At 71.2% G+C, this 21336-nt stretch carries 17 protein-coding genes and 1 riboswitch; of the genes, 9 read left to right on the top strand and 8 right to left on the bottom strand.

Annotated features, from left to right (window positions below; all coding sequences use genetic code 11):
* Positions 1 to 196: 196 nt before the first annotated feature.
* The 3 genes from ABZX40_RS24440 to fahA form a co-directional block, all read right to left on the bottom strand.
* Entirely contained in the window at positions 197 to 319 is a 123-nt protein-coding gene (locus tag ABZX40_RS24440) for a hypothetical protein (RefSeq protein ID WP_355741463.1), read from the bottom strand.
* A 46-nt stretch (positions 320 to 365) separates the two neighbouring features.
* Positions 366 to 1304 carry a M56 family metallopeptidase gene (locus ABZX40_RS24435; protein ID WP_355741465.1) on the bottom strand — a complete coding sequence of 313 codons (939 nt, stop codon included), beginning with the start codon at positions 1302 to 1304 and terminating at the stop codon, positions 366 to 368.
* 253 nt (positions 1305 to 1557) lie between these two features.
* Positions 1558 to 2949: a fumarylacetoacetase gene (gene fahA / locus ABZX40_RS24430; RefSeq protein ID WP_355741467.1), complete on the bottom strand. Its 1392-nt coding sequence runs from the start codon at positions 2947 to 2949 to the stop codon at positions 1558 to 1560.
* Positions 2950 to 3162: 213 nt separating this feature from the next.
* On the opposite strand from fahA, the gene ABZX40_RS24425 reads away from it, so the two are divergent.
* Together ABZX40_RS24425 and ABZX40_RS24420 are read left to right on the top strand one after the other, a co-directional pair.
* Positions 3163 to 3327 (top strand): hypothetical protein, encoded by a 165-nt coding sequence (locus tag ABZX40_RS24425; protein ID WP_355741469.1) that lies wholly within the window; start codon positions 3163 to 3165, stop codon positions 3325 to 3327.
* Between the two features lie 160 nt (positions 3328 to 3487).
* A complete protein-coding gene (locus ABZX40_RS24420) occupies positions 3488 to 4354 on the top strand; it encodes an HAD family hydrolase (protein WP_355741471.1) in 867 nt (288 codons plus the stop codon).
* Positions 4355 to 4395: 41 nt separating this feature from the next.
* On the opposite strand, the gene ABZX40_RS24415 is transcribed toward ABZX40_RS24420, so the two are convergent.
* The gene (locus ABZX40_RS24415) at positions 4396 to 4911 is read right to left on the bottom strand and encodes a transglycosylase SLT domain-containing protein (protein ID WP_355741473.1); all 516 of its coding nucleotides are present in this window, start codon (positions 4909 to 4911) and stop codon (positions 4396 to 4398) included.
* 4 nt (positions 4912 to 4915) lie between these two features.
* Positions 4916 to 5109, bottom strand: a riboswitch (cyclic di-AMP (ydaO/yuaA leader).
* A 281-nt stretch (positions 5110 to 5390) separates the two neighbouring features.
* A complete protein-coding gene (locus ABZX40_RS24410) occupies positions 5391 to 7457 on the bottom strand; it encodes a CocE/NonD family hydrolase (RefSeq protein WP_355741708.1) in 2067 nt (688 codons plus the stop codon).
* 440 nt (positions 7458 to 7897) lie between these two features.
* Between ABZX40_RS24410 and ABZX40_RS24405 the strand changes: the two genes are divergently transcribed.
* From ABZX40_RS24405 to ABZX40_RS24390, 4 genes are all read left to right on the top strand, one after another.
* Complete coding sequence (locus ABZX40_RS24405; RefSeq protein ID WP_355741475.1) at positions 7898 to 8908, top strand: polyprenyl synthetase family protein; 1011 nt, start codon at positions 7898 to 7900, stop codon at positions 8906 to 8908.
* 246 nt (positions 8909 to 9154) lie between these two features.
* A complete protein-coding gene (locus tag ABZX40_RS24400; protein WP_355741477.1) occupies positions 9155 to 10363 on the top strand; it encodes a DUF2092 domain-containing protein in 1209 nt (402 codons plus the stop codon).
* A gap of 95 nt (positions 10364 to 10458) precedes the next feature.
* On the top strand, positions 10459 to 11547 hold the full coding sequence (locus ABZX40_RS24395) for an ABC transporter ATP-binding protein (RefSeq protein WP_355741479.1): 1089 nt from the start codon (positions 10459 to 10461) through the stop codon (positions 11545 to 11547).
* Between the two features lie 106 nt (positions 11548 to 11653).
* A complete protein-coding gene (locus ABZX40_RS24390) occupies positions 11654 to 12511 on the top strand; it encodes an ABC transporter permease (protein ID WP_355741480.1) in 858 nt (285 codons plus the stop codon).
* 58 nt (positions 12512 to 12569) lie between these two features.
* Here the strand turns inward: ABZX40_RS24390 and ABZX40_RS24385 are convergent, their stop codons facing one another.
* Together ABZX40_RS24385 and ABZX40_RS24380 are read right to left on the bottom strand one after the other, a co-directional pair.
* Positions 12570 to 13157, bottom strand: coding sequence for an NAD(P)H-dependent oxidoreductase (locus tag ABZX40_RS24385; RefSeq protein WP_355741482.1), 588 nt, complete (start codon positions 13155 to 13157; stop codon positions 12570 to 12572).
* 351 nt (positions 13158 to 13508) lie between these two features.
* A complete protein-coding gene (locus ABZX40_RS24380; RefSeq protein WP_355741484.1) occupies positions 13509 to 14864 on the bottom strand; it encodes an amidase in 1356 nt (451 codons plus the stop codon).
* Positions 14865 to 15012: 148 nt separating this feature from the next.
* Between ABZX40_RS24380 and ABZX40_RS24375 the strand changes: the two genes are divergently transcribed.
* Positions 15013 to 16173 carry a tetratricopeptide repeat protein gene (locus ABZX40_RS24375; RefSeq protein ID WP_355741486.1) on the top strand — a complete coding sequence of 387 codons (1161 nt, stop codon included), beginning with the start codon at positions 15013 to 15015 and terminating at the stop codon, positions 16171 to 16173.
* A gap of 61 nt (positions 16174 to 16234) precedes the next feature.
* Here ABZX40_RS24375 and ABZX40_RS24370 read toward each other — a convergent pair whose 3' ends face one another.
* Positions 16235 to 17185 carry a M28 family metallopeptidase gene (locus ABZX40_RS24370; RefSeq protein ID WP_355741488.1) on the bottom strand — a complete coding sequence of 317 codons (951 nt, stop codon included), beginning with the start codon at positions 17183 to 17185 and terminating at the stop codon, positions 16235 to 16237.
* Positions 17186 to 17464: 279 nt separating this feature from the next.
* On the opposite strand from ABZX40_RS24370, the gene ABZX40_RS24365 reads away from it, so the two are divergent.
* Both ABZX40_RS24365 and ABZX40_RS24360 read left to right on the top strand, forming a co-directional pair.
* Complete coding sequence (locus ABZX40_RS24365; RefSeq protein WP_355741489.1) at positions 17465 to 19234, top strand: recombinase family protein; 1770 nt, start codon at positions 17465 to 17467, stop codon at positions 19232 to 19234.
* A gap of 1108 nt (positions 19235 to 20342) precedes the next feature.
* A complete protein-coding gene (locus ABZX40_RS24360; RefSeq protein ID WP_355741490.1) occupies positions 20343 to 21278 on the top strand; it encodes a major capsid protein in 936 nt (311 codons plus the stop codon).
* Positions 21279 to 21336: the final 58 nt, after the last annotated feature.

Below are 21336 nucleotides of genomic sequence, written 5' to 3'. Positions count from 1 at the left end.
GCAACCCGCTACGACAAGACCGCCGAGTCCTACCAGGCAGCCGTCACCCTCGCATCGCTCCTGATGTGGGCGTGACAATTGAAGACAACTCCTAGCGGACATCGGCGTTGGGGTCGGTGAGGGCCTTGGCCAGGGTGGGGACGTCCAGTTCGGGCGCGGCGGCCGACAGCGCGGTGGCGGCACCCGCCCGCACCTGTCAGGCCGGGTCGGACTGTGCGGTGGCGGCGTCGGCGGCCAGGGCGTCCGGGCAGTGGGTGGCGGCCAGGGAGGCGCTGCCAGCGCCGCCGCTCGCCCTACCCGCGCCCCTCGCCCCGTCCACGCCCCCTTCGCACCGCCCGTGCCCCACCACTCACACACTCGGAACCTCAGCCCAGCGCGTTCAGCCCCGGCAGGAACGTGATGATCAGCGGCAGTAGCGGTACCAGCGCGGCGGCCGTCGTGGTCAGGGCCCGGCGGCGGCGGTTCAGCCGGGGCTTGGGTTCCAGCAGCCGGTCGACGCGCTCGCCCAGCAGTCGGTGGCTGGAGGAGCAGGACAGCACACCCCGGTGCTGGTTCAGCTCGATCAGCGCGAGGGCGGTGGTCAGATGGCCGCAGCGGCGCGAGGCGGTGTCATCGGCGGCCAGCTCGACCAGCCGCCGGGTCTGGTCGCAGAAGTGGGCGAACAGCGGCACCCGGGGGAAACCCGTGGCCAGCGCGGTGGACAGATGCAGCAGCCAGTCGTGATGGGCGCGGGCGTGACCGCGCTCATGGGTGAGGACGGCGTCCAGCTGGTGGTCGGTGAGCTTGTGCAGGGCGCCGGTGGTCACCACCAGCTGGGGCGGATGGCCCGGCAGCCACCAGGCGTCCGGGTACTCGTCCTCCAGCACCAGCAGCGGGCCCCGGGAGCGGGGCAGCCCGGCCGGCAGCTCGGGGGCGCGTTCGCGCAGATGGGCGCGGGTGGTGCCGCGCCGCCGCCGTACCTCGAACAGCTCCCGGGCGAGCATCGCCGTGGTCCAGGCCGCGCCGCAGGCCAGCAGCACGGTGAGGACCACGGCCCAGACCGGCGCGGCCGACAGATCGTAGGCGGCGGTCACGGCCGGGGGCGCCGGGGCGAAGACATGGTCGCGGACGGTCTGGAAGACGGCCGCCGCGCCCAGCGTCAGCGCGGTCAGACAGCTCAGCAGGACCGTGGCGACCAGGCACTGCCACACCCACAGCCCGACCACCGGTTCCCGCTCGGGCCACTCGGCCCGGGTCAGCGCACGGGGTGCCGGCACGGCGGCCATCAGGCCGACGACGGTCAGCAGGAGCAGGGTGACGGTCATCCCAGGGTCTCCGGATCCTGGTCGGGACGGGCGGCGGCTCGGGCGGAACAGAGGGAACGGACGGGAGGGCGGGGAGGGCGGAGCGGACACGATGCGGGCGGAGCGGGCGGAGCGGGCGGAGCGGGACGGCGCAGACGATGCGGAGCACCTCGGTACCTCACACAGGTCACTCACATACGCGCCGCCGCCCAGTATGACGGCCCCCGGCCCCTGGAGTCAGCCGTCGGGAACAGGGAAACCCACCACCTCCCCATCACCTCCCCGTGACCACCGCCCCCGCGACCACCGTTCCCTCGACCTCGCCCAGCCCCACCCGCAGCCCGTCCGGCCCCGGCGCCCAGCCCGTGAGCGTCACCACGTCCCCGTCCTCCAGGAAGGTCCGCCCACCGCCGGGCAGGTCGAGCAGCCGGTCGCGGCCGTTCCAGGTCAGCTCCAGCAGGGAGCCGCGTTCGCGCTCGCCGGGTCCGCTGACCGTGCCGGAGGCGTAGAGGTCGCCGGTGCGCAGCGAGGCCCCGTTCACCGTGAGGTGGGCGAGTTGCTGGGCGGCGGTCCAGTACATGGTGGCGAACGGCGGCTCGGAGACGGTGTGGCCGTTGATGGCGATGGACAGCCGCAGGTCGTACCCGGCGGGCTCCTCCGCGCGGTCGTCGAGATACGGCAGCGGCGGATGGGTCCGCTCGGGCGGGGCGATCCGGGCGGGTTCCAGCGCGTCCAGCGGGGTGATCCAGGCGGAGACCGAGGTGGCGAAGGACTTGCCGAGGAACGGCCCGAGGGGCACGTACTCCCAGGACTGGATGTCCCGGGCCGACCAGTCGTTGAGCAGGCACAGCCCGAAGACGTGGTCGCGGAAGGCGCTCTGCGGCACCGGGCTGCCCAGGGCGCTCGGCACGCCCACCACGAAACCGACCTCGGCCTCGATGTCCAGGCGGGTGGAGGGGCCGAAGACCGGCGCCGGGTCGGCGGGGGACTTGCGCTGCCCGGACGGCCGTACGACGTCGGTGCCCGAGACCACGACCGTGCCCGCGCGGCCGTGGTAGCCGATGGGGAGGTGCTTCCAGTTCGGGGGGAGGGAGTCGGGGGCGTCGGGGCGGAAGATCCGGCCGACGTTGCGGGCGTGGTTCTCGGAGGAATAGAAGTCGACGTAGTCGGCGACCTCGAAGGGCAGGTGCAGACGGACCGAGGACAGCGGGCGCAGCAGCGGGGCGATCACCTCGCGGTGGGCGGGCACGGTCACCCAGGCGGTCAGCGCCCGCCGTACGTCCGACCAGGCGGTACGGCCGGCCGCGAGCAGCGGGCCGAGGGTGGGGCGGGCGAGGAGCGCGGCGTAGGGGGAGCCCAGGGCGTGGGCGGCGGCACCGGCGTCCAGGACCTGGTCACCCAGCCGGACCCCGACGCTCCGCCGACCGCCATCGGCGCCAGTCCCGACGCCCCGCCCACCGGCACCCGCGCCCCCGTTCATCCCACCCGCCCCGCCGACGTCGCCGTCCGCCCCGACCGCTGCCGCTTCCCCCGCCCCTGCCACTGAGAAGACTCCGTACGGAAGATTGTGCGGGCCGAAGGGGTGGCCCTCAGGGATGTCGAAGGGATCACCCCCGGACGCGCGGGAGGGGTGGGGATCACGGTCGGGGACGCCGATGGGCGGCATACGGTCTGCCTCGCTCTCCTCTGCCGGAACGGATGCTGGACCGGACCAGACCCGGACCCTGGCAGGGCACGGCCGAGCCGGGCCATCGGCCACGTTACGTCTCCCTACCCCCGCCCCTCCCGGTCTAGAACGCCTAAAGAGTCCGGCAATTTCATGAAAACCGCCATTTGGAGCGGGCGATTCCGGCTTGGCGTCCTTCGCGCGGCACACGGCATGGCCGGCCCGCTTACCGCCGTACCGGCCTGCTACGACGACATCGCCGCGTTCGCCGAGCACGCCGACTTCCCGGTGGTGGCGAAGAACCGCGAGGCGCGGAGCATCCCCCCGAAGCAACACGCGAAGCACCCCCGAAGCAACACCCGAAGCAACCCCCTCTGAGTGAAAAGCGGACCCGTTTTCAGCAGTCGTCCCGGCCGCCTCCCGAGTGAAGGGCCGCATGGTACAGGGGAGTTGACAGGGGTGGACGGGTCGTGCGGGAACCCGTCCGACGTCCGGTTCGGGCCGGGTCGGGGCCGCGCGATGTCCGTATTCTCTGATCATGGCCGCACCCACCGCATATGCCGCACGCACCGCGCGCATGACGTTCGCCCTTGTCGCCACCGACCTCGACGGCACTCTGCTGCGTGGCGACGACACCTTCTCCGACCGCTCCTTGGCCGCGCTGGCGCGGACCGCCGAGGCCGGTGCCCGGCACCTGGTGGTGACCGGTCGCCCGGCCCCCCGGGTACGCCCGCTCCTGGAACGCCTGGGCAGCACCGGCCTCGCGGTGTGCGGCCAGGGCGCGCAGCTGTACGACGCGGGCGCGGACCGGCTGCTCTGGTCGGTCACCCTGGACCGGGAGCTGGCGGAGACCGCGATCGGCAAGATCGAGGCCGAGGTCGGGGAGGTGTACGCGGCGGTCGACCAGGACGGGGTGGACGGGCTCACCCTGATCGAGCCGGGCTATCTGATGCCGCATCCGACCCTGCCCGCCGTGCGGGTCGGGCGCCGGGACGAACTGTGGGCGGAGCCGATCAGCAAGGTGCTGCTGCGCCACCCGGACCTCACCGACGACGAGTTGGCGTCGGTGGCCCGCGCGGTGGTCGGTTCCCTGGCGACGGTCACCATGTCGGGTCCGGGGACCGTCGAACTCCAGCCATGCGGGGTGACCAAGGCGACCGGGCTGGCGCTCGCGGCCGAGCGGCTGGGGGTGCGGGCGGAACACACCATCGCGTTCGGGGACATGCCCAACGACATCCCGATGTTCGACTGGGCGGGCCACGGCGTGGCGATGGCCAACGCCCATCCCGAACTCAAGGCGGTGGCCGACGAGGTCACCACATCGAACGAGGACGACGGCATCGCCGTCGTCCTCGAACGGGTCTTTCCCCGGCGTCTGCCCCAACAGTCACCCGGGAATTCATGAATTCCGCCTTTGCGGGCCCCAACCCGCAAAGGCGGGGTGGATCAGTACGCGCCGAAGACGTTGTCGATCGACCCGTACCGGTCCGCCGCGTAGTTGCACGCGGCGACGATGTTCGCGATCGGGTCGTACGGGTCGTAGATCGTCCCGGAGACGTGGTACGCGGCGAAGGTCGGGTCGATCACCTGGAGCAGGCCCTTGGACGGGGTGCCGGCGGCGGCGTTGGAGTCCCAGTTGTTGACGGCGGCCGGGTTGCCGGACGACTCGCGCAGCACATTGCGGTGGATGCCGTCGTAGCTGCCGGGGATGCCGTTCTGCCGCATGACGTCGAGGGCCTGGCGGATCCAGCCGTCGAGGGTGTTCGGGTAGGCCGAGGTGGCCGCCGAGACGACGGTCGGGGTGGCGGCGGTGGCGGTGGTGGCGCCGATGATCGGCAGGGCGAGCACGGCGGCGCCGGTACCGGCGACGGCCAGTCGGCGGGCGATGCGGCGGACCCGCGTGGAGCGGTGCGCGGACCCGGCGGGATCAGAGATCGCGGGAGCGGACAGGGGAAGGGACATGGGAACGGTTCCTCTCCTACGCCTGCGAGGTGAGCTGTCGGGTTCGGGCGGGGAGGTGCCCGGCCGGCCCTTGCGGGCACGGCTTCACCCCGAGCCGCGCCGGGATGTCGTGCAGCACGTACTGCGCTGCGTACGACGTCCGGCCCGGCGACTTACCTGGGTCCCCCGCTCCTGCCGTGGATCTAGTGAGGTGGATGCGGGCGGTGGCAGGACTAGGCGTCCGCCCGACTGGCCGGGAACGTATGCGAGACCGGATGTCCGAAACAAGTGGTGGAATCACAGATCGCCGCTTGTGATCTTTCTTCCGTCATTTGCCGCACATGATCCTTTGCGGCTGGAAAGGTTCAACTCGTGCGGCGGGGAAGGTGAATCGGGGCGTGGTGGTGGAAAGGCTCCGGACCGGAGGGAGGGGGGTGCGAGTGAGCCAAGTCACGCCCGTGCGCAAGAGTGGCAAATCGGGCAATGCTCCCAAGTCCCTATTAACCAGCGGTGCGTGGAATCCGCCGCTCCCAGGTGCGATGGAAGACCACCTCACGGCCGAGGGTGCAAATCACCTCATTAACGGTCAAAAACTCCGTCGCCGTGCAGCTGATCTCCGACCGGGCCCGGACCCTGGTGTCCCAGGCCGCGTCCGGCCGGTGCAGCCGGATCGTCCGGTCCGACCGGGTCCGCGCCGAGAGCGCGTCCCCGTCCCGGATCGTGTACGACTCCAGCGCCTCCTCCGTGACCTCCAGACCGTCCGGATGCACCTCGGTGCCGCCCGGCCCCGGAGCGACCTCCAGCCGCCACTCGCCCCGGGCCACGTCCCGCACCACCAGCCGCCCTGGACGCGGCTCGTCCAGCGTGACGGCGGAGACCACCCCGAGCGGCCCCGCCTGCTCCGCCTCCCCCTCGGGCCCACCGCCGGTCCCCGGCCCCACCCCGGCCCTCGGCCCCACTCCGGCCCCCGGCCCCACCCCGGTCCCCGGCCCCATCCCAGCCCCCGGCCCCCGCACCGGCAGCTCCAGCGCGCTGCCCGCCGGGTCCAGGACGAACCCGGCCTCGGAGCCGGGCTGCGGCCACACCCACGGCCAGTACGCGGACGAGACGGCCAGCCGCACCCGGTGACCCGGCGCGAACACATGCCCCGCGGCCCCCAGCTCGAAGGCCACCTCCCGCGTCGCACCCGGCGGCCACGGCACCGCCCGGTCCCGCCCCTCCCGCGCCGAGAGGTTCAGCACCCCCCGGGTCACCAGCACCGAGGAACCGTCCGGGGCGACGTCGCACAGCCGCGCGATCACCTGCCCGCGCTCCGTCCCGCAGCGCAGCCGCAGCCGTACGCGGGGCCGCCCCAGGACCGGGATCCCGGTGCCGCCGGCCGGGAACTCGAAGCACACCGACCGCCCGTCCTCCGCCCGCTGGTCCGGCGGCAGATCGGCATCGCCCCCGCGCGGCAGGAACGCGCCCGCGTCGACCCCGGTGTGCATCGGGGACCGTACGGGTACGGGGGCGCCCTGGAGGGCGTACACGACCGGGGTGATGTGCGGGGAGGGCCAGGCGGGCTCGGCGGTCCAGTGGCCGGGCAGGGCGGCGGGGGAGGGGGCCGGGGGGTGCGCGGCGGTGAGGTACGCGCGCAGCGGCGGATCGGCGGCGACGCCGGTGTCCCGGCCCTTGAGCCAGTGGTCCCACCAGCGCAGGGTCTCCTGGAGGAAGCCGATCGCCGGGCCGGGCGGGCGGCCCCGGTCGGGGTACTCGTGCGGCCAGGGGCCGAGCAGCCCGCGCACCCGGGCCGCCGGGAGGTGCTCCACCAGCCGCAGCACGGTGTCGCGGTACGGGTCGCGCAGACCGCCGACGGCGAGCACCGCCGCCCGGATCGCGCCATAGTCCTCGCGCACCGCGCCGACCGCCCTCCAGTACGCGTCGCGCAGCTGATGGCCCAGCCAGGTGTGCAGCGGCGGCTCCAGGGCATCCAGCCGGTACTGCCACAGGTCCCGCCAGCCGTCCCCCAGGTGACGGGGGTCCGGCGGGCGGGCGGCGAGCGCGAGGGAGCGTGCCGCCCAGCCGGGCAGATCCGCCGCCTGGACGGAACCTCCCGTGTACTGCCCGTCGTTGTCGTAGGGGTCGTCGGTGGCGCAGACGCTGACGACCGCCCTGAGCGGTCCGGGCGCCAGGGCCGCCGTCCGCAGTGCGAGGGAGCCGCCCCAGGAGATGCCGATCATGCCGACCCCGCCGTCGCACCACGGCCGCGCCGCCAGCCACTCCACCACCTCGGCGGCGTCCGCCGCGTCCGCCCCGGGCCCGTCCCCGGGGACACCCCCGCTGTTGCCGTGCCCGCGCGCGTCGACCCGCACGCTCGCATAGCCGTGGCCCGCGTACCAGGGGTGGCGCTGGGCGTCCCGCGCGGCGGTCGCGTCGGTCAGCCGGAAGGGAAGGTGTTCGAGCAGCGCCGGTACGGGTGTGTCGGTGACCGGCCGCCATACGCGCGCGTAGAGCAGTGTCCCGTCGCTCAGCGGGATCCGGAGGTCGTCGTGGGTCGTCTCATAGGGGAAGGAGGTACGGACGCGCACCGAACCGGAGACCGGACCGGACGCCGGGCCGGACGCCGGACCGGGCGTCGAACGGGGCGTCGGGTCAGGCATGGAGCCGGACATCGGACCGGGCGTCGGACCGGACATCGGATCGGGCGTCGGATCGACCATCGGGCTGCCCCCGGGTGGACGGCATCGCAGGAAGGAGACGCCCCGCGAGGTGGCTGAAAATGATGCGGTCGGCTCTCGGTATCGAGGACCAATCCGCGACACTTCTCCCTATTGCTCTGCAATTCAATAAATATCCGCTCGTATCAGGTGATCAAAAACATACCGGGCCTGATCCGATACCGCCCGTGCTGCGCGGTGGGCGGCATGGGTGATCGAAACATGACCGGATACGCTGACGTGAGTGATGGCAGCGACCAATCGACATACCGGGTAATCGCCAGTAGACACCAGCAGACAGGAGACCCCTCGTGACCGTCGTCGGGCCGTTCGGGCTGAGCGTGCGGGACCAGGTTCTGGAAGCAGATGTCCAGGCCGGATTGGTGGCTGTCGAGGAAGGGCTGCTAGAGGCCACCAAGAGCGAGGTGCCGTTCATCACGGAGGCCGCGCAGCACCTGGTGCGGGCCGGTGGCAAAAGATTCCGGCCACTGCTGGTGATGCTCTCCGCCCAGTTCGGCGACCCCTACGCGCCCGGGATCGTCCCCTCCGCCGTCGTCGTCGAACTGACCCATCTGGCCACGCTCTACCACGACGATGTGATGGACGAGGCCGCCGTCCGGCGCGGGGTGCCCAGCGCCAACACCCGCTGGGGCAACTCGGTCGCCGTCCTCACGGGTGACTTTCTCTTCGCGCGCGCGTCGCACATCCTCGCCGACCTCGGGCCGGAGGCCGTCCGGGTGCAGGCCGAGGCGTTCGAGCGGCTCGTCACCGGCCAGATCCTGGAGACCGCCGGACCCGCCGACGACCGCGACCCGGTCGACCACTACCTCGATGTGCTCGGCGGCAAGACCGGCTCCCTGGTCGCCGTCTCCTGCCGGTTCGGCGCGATGATGTCCGGCGCCGCCGACCCGGTCGTCGATGTCCTCACCCAGTACGGCGAGCGGCTCGGGGTCGCCTTCCAGCTCGCCGACGACGTCCTCGACATCGCCTCCGACACCCATGAGTCGGGCAAGACCCCGGGCACCGATCTGCGCGAGGGCATCCCCACCATGCCGGTGCTGCGGCTGCGCGAACGCGCCCGGCGGCTGGGCCTCGCCGAGGACCTCGCCCTGTGTGAACTGCTGGACTCCGACCTCACCGACGACGCCCGCCACACCGAGGCGCTCACCGCGCTGCGCGCCCACCCGGCCCTGGAGCAGGCCCGGCGGGACACCGTCCGCTACGCCGAGGAGGCGCGGGCCGCGCTGGCACCGCTGCGGGAGTGCGACGCGCGGGCGGCGCTGGAGGAGCTGTGCGACGCGGTGGTGCACCGCGCCGGTTAGGCACCGCCCGCCATCCGTGCCCGACCCTTACGGGTGGGAGTAGTTGCGGGCGCCCGGTGTCATACCGGGGCAGTACGCGGAGTTGGCTCTGGGGACTGACGCTTCGTCGCCGGTGATTTGGTCAGATGGTGAGTACGGGAAACACACCACTCCTCACCGGTTCGGGTGAGAATGGCGGCTCAGGGTGGACGAGTGTACGGACGCGACAAGACGGAGAGCCGCCGCCGACACGGAGGTAGGGCACACATGGCACCGTACGAATCCGACGACAGCACGACTGGCGCGGGCACCGACGACCGGCGCGCGGGGCGGCGCAAGAAGGCCGCGCGGTACATCGTCCCGGTCGCGGTGACGGGGGTGGCGGCGGCGACCATCGGACTGGTTCCCGCCATCGCCGACTCCGGCAGCCCCGACCTCCCCGAGATCAGCGCGGAGCAGCTCATCCAGCGCATAGCCGAGTCGGACACCGAGCAGCTGTCCGGCACGGTGAAGATCACCACCGATCTGGGCCTGCCCAACCTGGGCGGGCTGGAGAGCGGTCTGCTCTCCGGCGCCACCGGCTCCGGCGGTGACGGCTCGGGTTCCTCGGCCGACCCGCAGTCCAAGCTCACCGCGCTGGCCGCCGGCACCCACACCCTGCGGGTCGCGGTGGACGGCCCCGACCGGCAGAAGCTGTCCCTGCTGGAGAACGCGGCGGAGTACAGCGTCATCCACAACGGGGACGACGTCTGGGGCTACGACAGCGCGTCCAACGAGGTCTACCACTCGGCCGCCGCCGAGGACGCCGAGTCGGGGGCGGACGTCCCGGCCACGCCGAAGGACTTCGCCGAGCAGACCCTGAAGGCGGTCGACGACACCACCTCGGTCACCGTCGACGGCACCGCCCAGGTCGCCGGGCGCGACGCCTACAAGCTGGTCGTCAAGCCCCGGCAGTCCGGCTCGACGGTCGGCCAGATCACCATCGCGGTGGACTCGAAGACGTACACCCCGCTCAAGTTCACGCTCACCCCGGCCGCCGGTGGGGCGGCCGTGGTCGACGCCGGGTTCACCCAGGTCGACTTCGCCCGGCCGGCCGCCTCGACCTTCGACTTCACCCCGCCCGAGGGCGCGAAGGTCACCGAGAAGTCCGACCTGCCGGCGTCGTCCGGATCCGAGCAGCCGAAGTCCGAGGAGGACCTCGGCAAGGGCCTCGACGGGCTGAATGTGCTCGGCGAGGGCTGGAACGCCATCGCGGTCCTGGACGGCGGCGGCCAGGGCGTCCCGTCCGGCGCCGAGGCCGGCGGCCAGTTCGGCGGCTTCCTGGACTCCCTCGGCGACCAGGTCAGCGGCAAGTTCGGGGAGGGCACGGTCTTCAAGACCCGCCTGATCAACGCCCTGATCACCGACGACGGCACGGTCTATGTGGGCGCGGTCACCCAGGACGCGCTGGTGAAGGCGGCCGATTCCGGGCAGTAAGCAGCGGCGGCGGTCGGTCGGAAACCGACGGTCGGTCGAGCATGGTCGGTCGGTCGAGGACAGTCCGTCGAGCGAAGACGATCGGGGGAGTCCGGATGGAGGAAGCGTCCGCCAGGGAACCGCGGCGGGAGCGCGGGGGAGAGGACGACGACGACCGGGGCGCCGAGGGTGCTGGGGGTGACCCTGGCGGCGACAGCGCCCAGGGCGCTGCGAGCGCCCAGAGCACTGAGGGCACCCAGGGCACTGAGGGCGTCGAGGGCATCATCCACACCCGCGCGCTCACCAAGCGCTACCGCGGCGGGCAGCTCGCCGTGGACGCCCTCGATCTGACCGTCCCGGCGGGCAGCGTCTTCGGCTTCCTCGGCCCCAACGGCTCCGGCAAGACCACCACCATCCGCATGCTGATGGGCCTGATCGAGCCCACCTCGGGCACGGCGCGGATCCTGGGGCAGCCCATGCCCCGGGCCACCCGCGCCGTGCTCCCGCACGTCGGCGCCCTGATCGAGGGCCCCGCCCTCTACGGCTTCCTCTCCGGCCGCGACAATCTGCTCCGCTACGACGCCGCCGACCCCGCCGCCGACCCCCGCACCCGGCGGGCCCGGGTCGGCGCGGCGCTGGAGCGGGTCGGGCTCGCGGCGGCGGCCGGAAAGAAGGCCAAGGCGTACTCGCTCGGGATGAAACAGCGGCTCGGGCTGGCCGCCGCCCTGCTCCAGCCCCGCCGACTGCTGGTGCTGGACGAGCCGACCAACGGGCTCGACCCCCAGGGGATGCGGGAGATCCGCGCCCTGATCCGCGAGCTGGCCTCCGACGGCACCACGGTCTTCCTCTCCTCCCATCTGCTGGACGAGATCGAGCAGGTGTGCACCCATGCCGCGGTCATGGCCCAGGGACGGCTGATCACCCAGGGGCCGGTCGCCGATCTGTCCGCCGGGGCGCGCGGCCGGCTGGTCGTCCTCACCCCGGACGCGGGGGACGCGGCCCGGGTGCTCAAGGAGCGAGGGGTAGGGGATGTGGTCCTGGAGGACGACAGGGTCTCCGGGGAACCCCCTGAGGGGGAACTCGCCGATCTCAACGCCGCGTTGGTCGCGGCCGGGGTGCGGGTGCGCGGCTTCGCCGTGGAGCGGGCCTCGCTGGAGGACGCGTTCGTGGCGCTGACGGGGGAGGGCTTCGATGTCGCGGGCTGAGACGGCCGCCGGGACTGAGGCTGACGCCGGGACTGAGGCTGACGCCGGGACCGGGACCGACGCCGGGAACAGGGTCGACGCCGGGACCGATGGCGGCACCGTCGCCATGCGCGAGCCCGGCCCGCTGTGGACGTTCGGGCTGCTGCGCAGCGAGCTGGTCATCACCTTCCGCCGCTGGCGCACGATCGCGCTGCTCGGCGTCCTGGCCGCCGTACCGATCCTGGTCGGGATCGCGGTGAGGATCGAGACCAGTGACGGGTCCTCGCTCGGCGGTGGGGGAGGCGGCGGTGAGGGACCCGCCTTCATCTCGCAGATCACCAACAACGGGCTCTTCCTGGTCTTCACCGCCCTAGCCGCCACCCTGCCGTTCTTTCTCCCGATGGCCGTGGGGGTGGTGGCGGGCGACGCCATCGCGGGCGAGGCGAACGCCGGGACCCTGCGCTATCTGCTGGTCGCCCCGGCCGGCCGCACGAGACTCCTGCTCACCAAGTACGCCACGGTGATCGCCTTCTGTCTCGCCGCGACCCTGACGGTGGCGGTGTCCGCGCTGACGGTGGGGGCGCTGCTGTTCCCGATGGGGGAGCTGACGACGATCTCCGGGACCCGGATCGGCTTCGCCGAGGGGCTCGGGCGGGCGCTGCTGATCGCCCTGGTGGTCGCCGCGTCACTGGTGGGCGTGGCGGCGCTCGGGCTGTTCGTGTCCACGCTCACCGGGAGCGGGATCGCGGCGATGGCGACGACCGTCGGGCTGCTGATCACCGTGCAGATCCTCGACCAGATCCCGCAGCTCGACGCCCTCCAGCCGTACTTCTTCTCGCACTACTGGCTGTCCTTCGCCGACCTCATGCGGGAGCCGGTGTACTGGGACGAGCTGCTGAGAAACCTCGGTTTGCAGGCGCTGTACGCGGTGGTGTTCGGATCGGCGGCGTGGGCCCGGTTCGCGGCGAAGGACGTGACGTCCTGAGCGCCGGGGCTCGTGTGCTCCGGCCGGGCGCAGCCATCTCCTAGGGGACTCCCGCCCCCTACGCCACCTCGTAGGGGAAGCGGGCGAGCGGTGCCTCCTGGGTGAAGAAGGTCTTCGCCCGCGCCAGGGCCCCGGCGTCGGCGCGGACATCGCCCGGCTTGCTGCCGTTGCCCAGCAGGACCCCGCCGAACCGCATCCGCATATACGCCGCCGAGTGGTGCAGAGCGCCGATCAGCGGGTCGGCCACCTCGGACTCCTCGTGGGCCAGCACGGTCACGCCCCACAGGGTGCGGTCCGCCATCGTGTCGTGGAAGTCCGTACCGGGGGTGCGCAGCCAGCCCGACCAGTGGTCGAGGTAGCGCTTCATCGGGGCGGACAGGGTGTACCAGTACAGCGGCGAGGCGATCACGACATCCGTCGCCGCGAGCGTGGCGTCCAGCAGGGTGGCGAGCGGGCCCTCGGTGGGGCGGACATGGTCGCTGTCGTGCCGCAGATCCTCGAACTCCGGCACATCGAGGTCGGCGAGATCGATCCAGCGCTGCTCGACATCGGCGGGCAGTTGCGCGGCGGCTTCGCGGGCGAGCAGCTCGGTGTTGCCGTCGGCACGGCTGCTGCCGAGGACGAAGAGGAAGCGGCGGGTGGTCATGACGGTCTCCCGGATCGGCGAGGGGTCCTGCGAGAAGCCTCCGGCGAGGGCCCCTGCGGGTGTCCCTGCGAGGGCCCCTGCCGGTGTCCCTGCGGGTGTCCCGTGCGGGCGGCCCCCGCGGGTGTCCCGTGCAGATTTCCCACGCAGGTGTCGGCAACGAACGGCCGTGATGGGAGAGGGCGCATCTACGGTCACACTTCGCAGCCCCTAACCCGCGCACGGCAATTAAGCGCATCTGCATTATGTGCACACGCATGCAGTGTCTGTCCACACCATGGGAGGCATCGCCGCCACGCTGTGGGAGGCATCGCTGCCACACCGTGGGAGTCACCGCCGGTGTCACCGCCGAGGTCATGGCCGAGGCCGTTGCCCAGCCCATTCCCCCGCCCATTCCCCCGCCACCGCCAGCAGCAGGTCCTCCCGCCCGTGCGGCGCCACGAGTTGGAGCCCGGCCGGGCAGCCGTCGCTGTCGAATCCGGCCGGGAGGCTGATCGCCGGATGGCCGCTGAGGTTGAACGCCCAGGTCAGCTCGGTGGAGTAGCGCTCACCCGGACCGTCGTGACCGTGCGGGGCGAGGGGGACGGTCGGCGTGAGGAGCAGCCCCGTACGGGTGAAGAGCGAGGCAAGGCGCCGGTCGTTGTCGGCGCGGAGGCGATGCGCCGGGGCGGGGTCGGCGCCCGGGGTGCGCAGGGCCAGCCAGGCCGGGGCCGGGTCGATGAGGCGCAGGGCGCCGGGCGGGTCGGTCGGCCGCAGGACGCCTTGGTCGGCCAGCTGTAGAACGCCCCGGTCGGCGAGGCGCTGGGCGGCGGCGCGGGCGAGGGCCAGGGGTTCGGGGTCGGGAGAGGCGAAGCCGAGGTCGGGGGACCAGAGGGCGGGGACACCCGGCGCCAGGTCTCGGGACCAGAGGGCATGGACACCCGGCGCCAGGTCTCGGGACCAGAGGGCATGGACGCCCGACGCCAGGTCTGGGGACCAGGCGGCCGGGACATCCGACGCCAGGCCCCGGGACCAGAGGGCCGGGACATCCGACGGAGGCCGGGGCGCCGACGGATCCGCCTCCGGGGCGTCCGACGACACCACCGACCAGTACAGCGCCGCGTCCCTCGCGCAGCGGGTCAGGACGCCCGGGGCGGTGAGGCCGGTGGGGTCGGTGACCGGGAGCCGCCCGTTGGTGGTCTTCAGGCCCAGCACCCCGCACCAGGCCGCCGGGATCCGGACCGACCCCGCCCCGTCGGCGCCGGTCGCCAGGGGCACCAGCCCCGCCGCCACCGCCGCCGCGGCCCCCGCCGACGAGCCGCCCGGCGTCCGGTCCGCCCGCCAGGGGTTGACCGTACGGCCGTACCGTCCGAGCCCCCAGGTCTGCCACGCGGTGCCCGGCCCGGGGACGGAGGTGGCGCCCACCGGTACCGCCCCGGCGTCGGCCAGTGCCCGCGCGTCCGCCGCGCGCAGCCCGCCGCGCCGCCCCTTCACCGCGAACGGCACCCCGGCCAGCGGCCCGGCCGACCCGGCGTCGGCCGCCACGTCGACCGCCGCCGCCCGCCGCAGCGCCTCGTCCGCCCACACCTCGGTGAACGCGCTCAGCCCCGGGTCGGTCCGCTCGATCCGGTCCAGGGCCGCCGTCACGGCGTCCACCGCGCGGGTGACACCGGAACGGACGGCCGCGGCGATCTCATGGGCGCAGTCGATGGCGCAGATCACGGGCTCCATGCGGCCCCTTCCTACCCGCGCCGCCGCTCCGGGACCAGTTCTTGGGACGAGGCTGTGACGCCCCGGTGACTCCTGCGGTCCGGCCGGGCGGGACACTCGACACAGGTGTGCGCGGAAGGCTCGCGGACACATCCGAGTGAGGGAAGCGATGTCTCGACTCAGCCGCGAGAAGAAGCGGGAAACCCAGCGCGCCGCCGACGAACCGGCCACCGCCTCCGCGGCGACCCCGATCGAGGTACGGGTACCCGGCCCCGGCGGCGACGGCGCAGCCTCCGTCGGCGGAGTGCGGATCACCGTGGTGCCCGGTCAGCCGCTCCAGCGGACCGTGCTCGACCATCTCCACCGCGCCGCGCGGACCGCCGGGCGCCCCGTCCTCGCGACGGTCCACGACGAGCGGACCGGCTACGTCATCCCGCTCCGGGTCGACCCCGACGGCACCAGCCATCTCGCCGGCGAGCCGACCGCCCTGACGCCGACCCCGTCGAAGCCGCCGGAGCCCGTGCCGCCCTTCCCCCCGCCGACACCGCTCGGCGAGAACACCCCGACCTTCCCGCTGCGCGCCGCGCCCGGCACCGCCGTAGCGCCGACCGGCGCGTTCGGACCCCCGCCGGTCATGGCACCGAGCACGGGTGACCCGGGCGACCCGCGGTCCCACCCCGCGCCCCCCTCCGTGCCGTCCGTACCACCGCCCGCGCCCCCCGCCGCTCCTCCGCGCGCCCCCAGCCCCTTCCTCACCCCGCGCGAGCTGGCGCTGGACCCCGATCCGGTGCCCACGCCGACGCCGCCGCGCGGGTTCGACGCCGTCGCCGAGGCGGTGCTGGACGACCGGCCGCCCGCCGCCACCCCGCTGGCCGGGCCGATGACCTTGATCGGGGACGCGGTCAAGGAGGGCCGTACCCAGGACGCGGCGACGCAGGCCGAGCGGGCGCTGACGGAGGCGTCCGCCACCCTCGGCGCCGACCATCCCGAGGTCCGCAGGCTCGCCGAACTCGCCGCCTATGTCGCCTATCTGGCCGGGGAGCCCGAGCGGGCGTTCCGGCTCTCCCTGGAGCTCGCGCGCGGTTACGCCGCCGCCGGGGAGGCGGAGTCCGCGTACGGGAACGTCCAGAGCGCGGCCACGGCGTGGCGGGCGGTGCGAAACGCCGGGCGCGGGCTGGAGCTGGGGCGGGAACTGATCGCCGTATGGGCGGAGCTGGCGGCCGAGCCCGGAGGGCCGGCCGCCATGGACGGGGAGGAACTGGACGGGGCGCGGGCGCGGATGGACCGGCTGACCGCCCGTGCGGCGGCGGCAACCGCAGCGAGCCGGTGACGCCCGGCCCGCTTTCAGCGGGCGAGCCGCTGACGCCCCGCCCCCTTCCCGTGGTCCCCGGTCAGTCCGAGAGGTCCCAGACGGCGTGGGCTATCGCGTCGGAGTTCCGGTTCAGGGCGGTGTCGTTGACGCTGGCCGTCGTGTCGCACGACGAGTGGTAGCAGCTGTCGAAGGCACGGCCCGCCGTACCGCCCCACTTGGTTGCCTGGGCGGCGGTCTTGACCCGGCTGGCGCCGGTGAAGAGACCGCCGACCGGTATGCCCGCGTTCTTGAACGAGGCGTGGTCGGAGCGGCCGTCGCCCTCGGTCTCGATCTCGGTCGGGACGCCGAGACCGGCGAAGTAGGTCTTGAAGCTCTGCTCGATGGCGGGGTCGTCGTCATAGACGAAGTAGCCGGCGTTGGTCGAGGAGATCATGTCGAAGTTCAGATAGCCGTCGATCCGGGCGCGGTCGGCGGCCGGGAGGCTGCTGACGTAGTGACGCGAGCCGACCAGCCCGAGTTCCTCCGCGCCCCACCAGGCGAACCGCAGATGCTTCACCGGCTGGTACCCGGCCCGGGAAACAGCGAGGGCGGTCTCCAGGACGGCGGCCGAACCGGAGGCGTTGTCGTTGATGCCGGGCCCGGAGGTCACGCTGTCCAGATGGGCGCCGGACATCACCACCTGCTCCGGGTCGCCGCCGGGCCAGTCCGCGATCAGGTTGTAGCCGGTCCGGCCGGACGAGGTGAACTGCTGGATCGTGGTGGTGAATCCGGCCGCGTCCAGCTTCGCCTTCACATAGTCCAGCGAGGCCCGGTAGCCGGTCCGGCCGTGCGCTCTGTTGCCGCCGTTGGCGGTGGCTATGGACTGGAACTCGGTGAGATGCGCCTTGACGTTCGCGAGGGGGATGTCGGGTGCGGCGAGCACCGACGGCCCGGAGGCGGGAGCGGCACCGGCGAGGGATCCACCGGTGAGCACGGTCGCGACCGCGACGACGGCAGCCGTGGCCGCCCGCCCGGAAACGGAGAGCTTCATGTGGGGGCTCCGAATTCCGTGGGGAACCCTGTGGGGTGACCACAGGGATTCCACAGTGAATGGGGTGCCTGGATGGTGAAGCTGAGGCAGATTCTCCGTCAAGGGACGTATTCGGCCATGCGTTTGAAGGGGACGGTTCCCCCTCTGATCCGCTAGGCCACGCAGAACTCGTTCCCCTCCGGGTCTCCCAACACTCCGTTCTAGCGGTTCTGGAGTGTGGTCATGGTGGCATCGGTCCTGGTCAACGGCACGGGGAACCCCTCGCCCTCCACAGGGTCCATGGAAACGACCCGCACCCCCGTCACGGGGACAGTCTTCGAAACGACCCTCCGGGGCGTGCGCTGCATCCGCCTGTCCGTCCTCACGGACGAGACGACCAGCCCCGAGCGGCAGCGCGAGGCAGACGACATCGCCGCAGCAGCACTCGGCATCAGCTTCGGCGAGGGTGACCGGCTCCGGGAAGCGGTCGACCTTGACGTGTCGGCCAGCAAGACCAGCCCGTTTGAACGCCCCGAGCTGGGCAAGTGGCTCGCTCGCCCCGATGACTTCGACGCGTTGGTGTTCTGGCGATTCGACCGCGCCATTCGGTCCATGGGCCACATGCACGAACTTGCGAAATGGGCCCGTGAACATCGGAAAATGCTGGTGTTCGCCGAAGGTGTGGGAGGGGGCCGGATGGAATTCGACTTCCGCAACCCGGTGAGCGTCACAAGCGAACTCATGATGATGCTGTTCGCGTTCGCCGCACAGGTGGAAGCACAGAGCATCAGCGACCGGGTTACCGGCGCCATGGCTGCAATCCGGAAAATGGCTCTCCGGTGGCGCGGTTCCCGACCGTCGTACGGCTACATGCCCGCCCCGATGCCCGAGGAACACGGCGGAGTCGGCTGGACCCTCGTCCAGGACTCGGACGCCGTGAAAGTCATCCTGCGAATCGTCAAGGAACTGTTCGACGGCAAGACAGCCGCAGCAGTAGCCGTAGGTCTGAACGAGGACCGGATTCCGAGCCCTCGCGACCACTGGGCAATCAAGAAAGGCCGTACCACGGGCGGCAAGCCGGGCGGAAAAATCGGACTCAGCAAGGACGCGTTCAACTGGAACCCCGCAGTCATCACCCGGATGCTCAAGAATCCGGCACTGCTCGGCTGGAAAATGCACAAGGGCAAGCCGGTACGCGACGACCAGGGCAACCCGGTCATGGCTACAGAGTTCCCGGTCTTCACCCGTGAGGAATTCGACAGCATCGGCGCACTGCTCGACTCGCGCAGCATCGACAACGCGGACCGCAAAGACACGGACGCACTGCTGCTGCGGGTCATCCACTGCGCAAGCTGTGGGGGCCGTATGTACCTCAACAAGCAAGAGAGCAAGAAAAACCAGCACCCCACGTACAAGTGCAACGCGCACGCCAGGGGCGACAGGTGCGACAAACCGGCGAGCATCCGGGGCGACTGGACGGACGACCACGTGACAGCAGAGTTCCTGCGGCTGGTCGGGCCGATCGAGACGAAAACCGTGATCGAGATCCCCGGATACGACCCCGAGCCCGAGCTACTCGCAACCCTCGCAGAGTTCACAGAGCACCAGGAACAGAAGGGCCGCCAGAAGTCAAAGCACGCTGCCGCCGAATGGCAGCGACGCGCGGACGCACTCGACAACCGGATAGCCGAGCTGGAGAACCGCGAAAAGATCGAACCCCGCCGGGAAGCCACCCCGACCGGCCGCACGTTCGCGGACGAGTGGACGGAGAAAGACACTGCGGGACGACGGGCCATGCTCGTTGAAGCGGGGGTGCGGCTGGAGGTACGGCGGGGCACTCCGGGCGGGTGGCGGAAGCTGGACACTCGGCGCGTCGACTTCACCATGTTCGGTGAGCTGAACGCGGTGGTGGATGAACTTGTCTCCCTCGCCGACGTAGCCGCAGCGGAGACGGACCCGGCAAAGGATGCTCCGACCGCCCCGCGCCACCGGCTCCGCGTAGCAGAGACCGATGCCCCCGCAGTGACGGAGCCCGAGCACACTCCCGAGCGCGAAACAGCGCTTGTGTGAGCCCGTAGAGCCCCGGTGGTCCCTCTCGTCCACCGGGGCAGTCTCATGCCCCCACACGGGCGTACAGGGCTTTCGCGGGTGGTCCCTGGGGGAAGCCGCCCCCCCGGTGCAGCCTCTCAGCGGGCAAGAGGGATGACGGGGTGGTGAAAATACCCTCTTTTTTTGAACGCGTAGAAAAAATATAGAGAAACAAGGAACGGGGTCTATCCCGCCACCCCACCACCGCCGTTGCCTCTCGGGAAACCTTCGCCCTCCACTACTGGGGAGAGCGGGACAGGCAACCAACCCGGAAGGGTCCGGGAAACCTTCGCCCTCCACTACTGGAGAGAGAACGGAGGTGGCCCCGTGCCCAGACGCCCCCGTACCCCCTGCCCCGTCCCTGGGTGCCCTGAGCTGACCGCAGGGGGCCGCTGTGCCGCTCATGAGCGTGAGGCGAACCAGGACCGTGCCTCACGTGGTGGTGCGGTCTATACGACCCGATGGCAGCGCATCCGGCGCGCGTACCTGTATGCCCATCCGTGGTGCGTGCTGTGCTCCGCCCTGGCGACGGTGGCCGACCACTTCCCGGAGAGCCGGCGAGAGCTGGTGGCGAGGGGCGAGGCGAACCCGGACGCATGGTCACGGCTCCGTCCGCTGTGCACGACGTGCCACAACCGCTCGACTGCGCAACGGCAACCGGGCGGGTTCGCTGCTGAACGTCGCTCGCAGCGTGAGGCGAATGAGCGTCCGCCGTTCTGACCTCACCAGGGGGGTGCCCCCTCCCCGTGCCCGAGTTGAGCGGCAGGGAGGCGTTTCTTTCACCTGGCTAAATAGACCATTCTTGCGGGGTGTCCAATTGCCCGAACGGGCCATTCTCAGCGACCGAATATCCAGCAGAATGCGGGTCAGTCCCGCGTTGATGGTGACCACGGAGCGGGGCACCGTGAAGAACGGGGCCGCAACGATTGCGGGCCAGTACCGGACGCAGCTTTCCCGGTGAATCAGGGAGTTGGGCCTGTCCCCGAGTTCGCGCAGCGCGATCACGTCCCCGGAATTCGATGAAGACGATGACGGAATTTTCGACTGACCAGACTGTCAGTAATCCGTCAACAAACAAGGAGAACACATCGTGGCACTGACCCTTGCCGAATCCGCGAAGCTGACTACCGAAGAACTTCGCAGGGCGGTAATTGAGATGTTTGTTCAAGAGTCGCCCATTCTTGACCGCCTTCCGCTGCTCAGCTTTGAGGGCTCGGCCTACGCGTACAACGAGGAATCTACCCTTCCCGGCGTGTCGTTCCGTTCGGTGAATGAGGCATACCCGGAAAGCACTGGATCGGTGAACCGGAAGATCGAAACACTGGCGATTCTCGGAGGAGACGCAGACGTAGACCGCTTCATTGCGCGGACACGAGGGAACGTAGTTGACCAGCGCGCCGTGCAGACAGTAATGAAGGTCAAGGCTGCATCAATTCACTTCTCAGATCAGTTCTTCAACGGGGACACGGTAGTAGATCCCAAGGGTTTCGACGGTTTGCGTAAGCGGCTGATCGGGCGTCAGGTGATCGACACCAACGGCGTCGGGCCGGTCGCTAACGGGCATGATTTCTTTGATGCACTTGACCGGCTGGCAGCTTCTGTGCGCGGCATCAACGGCTCCAACGGCGCGCTCTACATGAATGGTCAGCTTATCGCGCAGATCCGGTCGGGGTTCCGCCGATTGGGAGGCAGTGAACTACTGCTCAGCGACATCATGGGGAAGAGCACCACGACATGGAATGGAATTCCACTGCTCGATGCCGGTCAGCGGCTGGACGGCACGGATGTCCTTCCCCTCACCGTGGGTGCCGACGGCAAGGAGACCGGAGACATTTACGCGGTGCGCTTCGGATCCACTGAGGCCAATTCGGCGGTTACCGGCATCACGAACGGCGGGGTTCAGGTTACGGACCTCGGCGAGGCGCACGACAAGCCGGTTTATCGGACCCGCATCGAGTTCTACTGCGGGATTGCCGTATTCGGCGGAAAGGCTGCCGCTCGACTCAGAGGTGTTTTGAACGGCTGATTATCTGCCACAACCCCCGCACTCGTTTCCCTTCAGGGTTGCGAGTGCGGGGGTTATT

The sequence above is a fragment of the Streptomyces sp. NPDC004610 genome, assembly GCF_040609715.1.
Taxonomy (GTDB): domain Bacteria; phylum Actinomycetota; class Actinomycetes; order Streptomycetales; family Streptomycetaceae; genus Streptomyces.
This window is presented reverse-complemented; position numbering and strand designations above follow the sequence as displayed.

Bases quoted from the DNA above. Each gene is read 5' to 3' on its own strand.
- ABZX40_RS24365 (WP_355741489.1), top strand. From the start codon at position 17,465: ATGGAAACGACCCGCACCCCCGTCACGGGGACAGTCTTCGAAACGACC.
- ABZX40_RS24370 (WP_355741488.1), bottom strand. From the start codon at position 17,185: ATGAAGCTCTCCGTTTCCGGGCGGGCGGCCACGGCTGCCGTCGTCGCG.
- ABZX40_RS24380 (WP_355741484.1), bottom strand. From the start codon at position 14,864: ATGGAGCCCGTGATCTGCGCCATCGACTGCGCCCATGAGATCGCCGCG.
- ABZX40_RS24390 (WP_355741480.1), top strand. From the start codon at position 11,654: ATGCGCGAGCCCGGCCCGCTGTGGACGTTCGGGCTGCTGCGCAGCGAG.
- ABZX40_RS24375 (WP_355741486.1), top strand. From the start codon at position 15,013: ATGTCTCGACTCAGCCGCGAGAAGAAGCGGGAAACCCAGCGCGCCGCC.
- ABZX40_RS24400 (WP_355741477.1), top strand. From the start codon at position 9,155: ATGGCACCGTACGAATCCGACGACAGCACGACTGGCGCGGGCACCGAC.
- ABZX40_RS24385 (WP_355741482.1), bottom strand. From the start codon at position 13,157: ATGACCACCCGCCGCTTCCTCTTCGTCCTCGGCAGCAGCCGTGCCGAC.
- ABZX40_RS24435 (WP_355741465.1), bottom strand. From the start codon at position 1,304: ATGACCGTCACCCTGCTCCTGCTGACCGTCGTCGGCCTGATGGCCGCC.
- ABZX40_RS24415 (WP_355741473.1), bottom strand. From the start codon at position 4,911: ATGTCCCTTCCCCTGTCCGCTCCCGCGATCTCTGATCCCGCCGGGTCC.
- ABZX40_RS24395 (WP_355741479.1), top strand. From the start codon at position 10,459: ATGGAGGAAGCGTCCGCCAGGGAACCGCGGCGGGAGCGCGGGGGAGAG.
- ABZX40_RS24420 (WP_355741471.1), top strand. From the start codon at position 3,488: ATGGCCGCACCCACCGCATATGCCGCACGCACCGCGCGCATGACGTTC.
- ABZX40_RS24425 (WP_355741469.1), top strand. From the start codon at position 3,163: ATGGCCGGCCCGCTTACCGCCGTACCGGCCTGCTACGACGACATCGCC.
- fahA (WP_355741467.1), bottom strand. From the start codon at position 2,949: ATGCCGCCCATCGGCGTCCCCGACCGTGATCCCCACCCCTCCCGCGCG.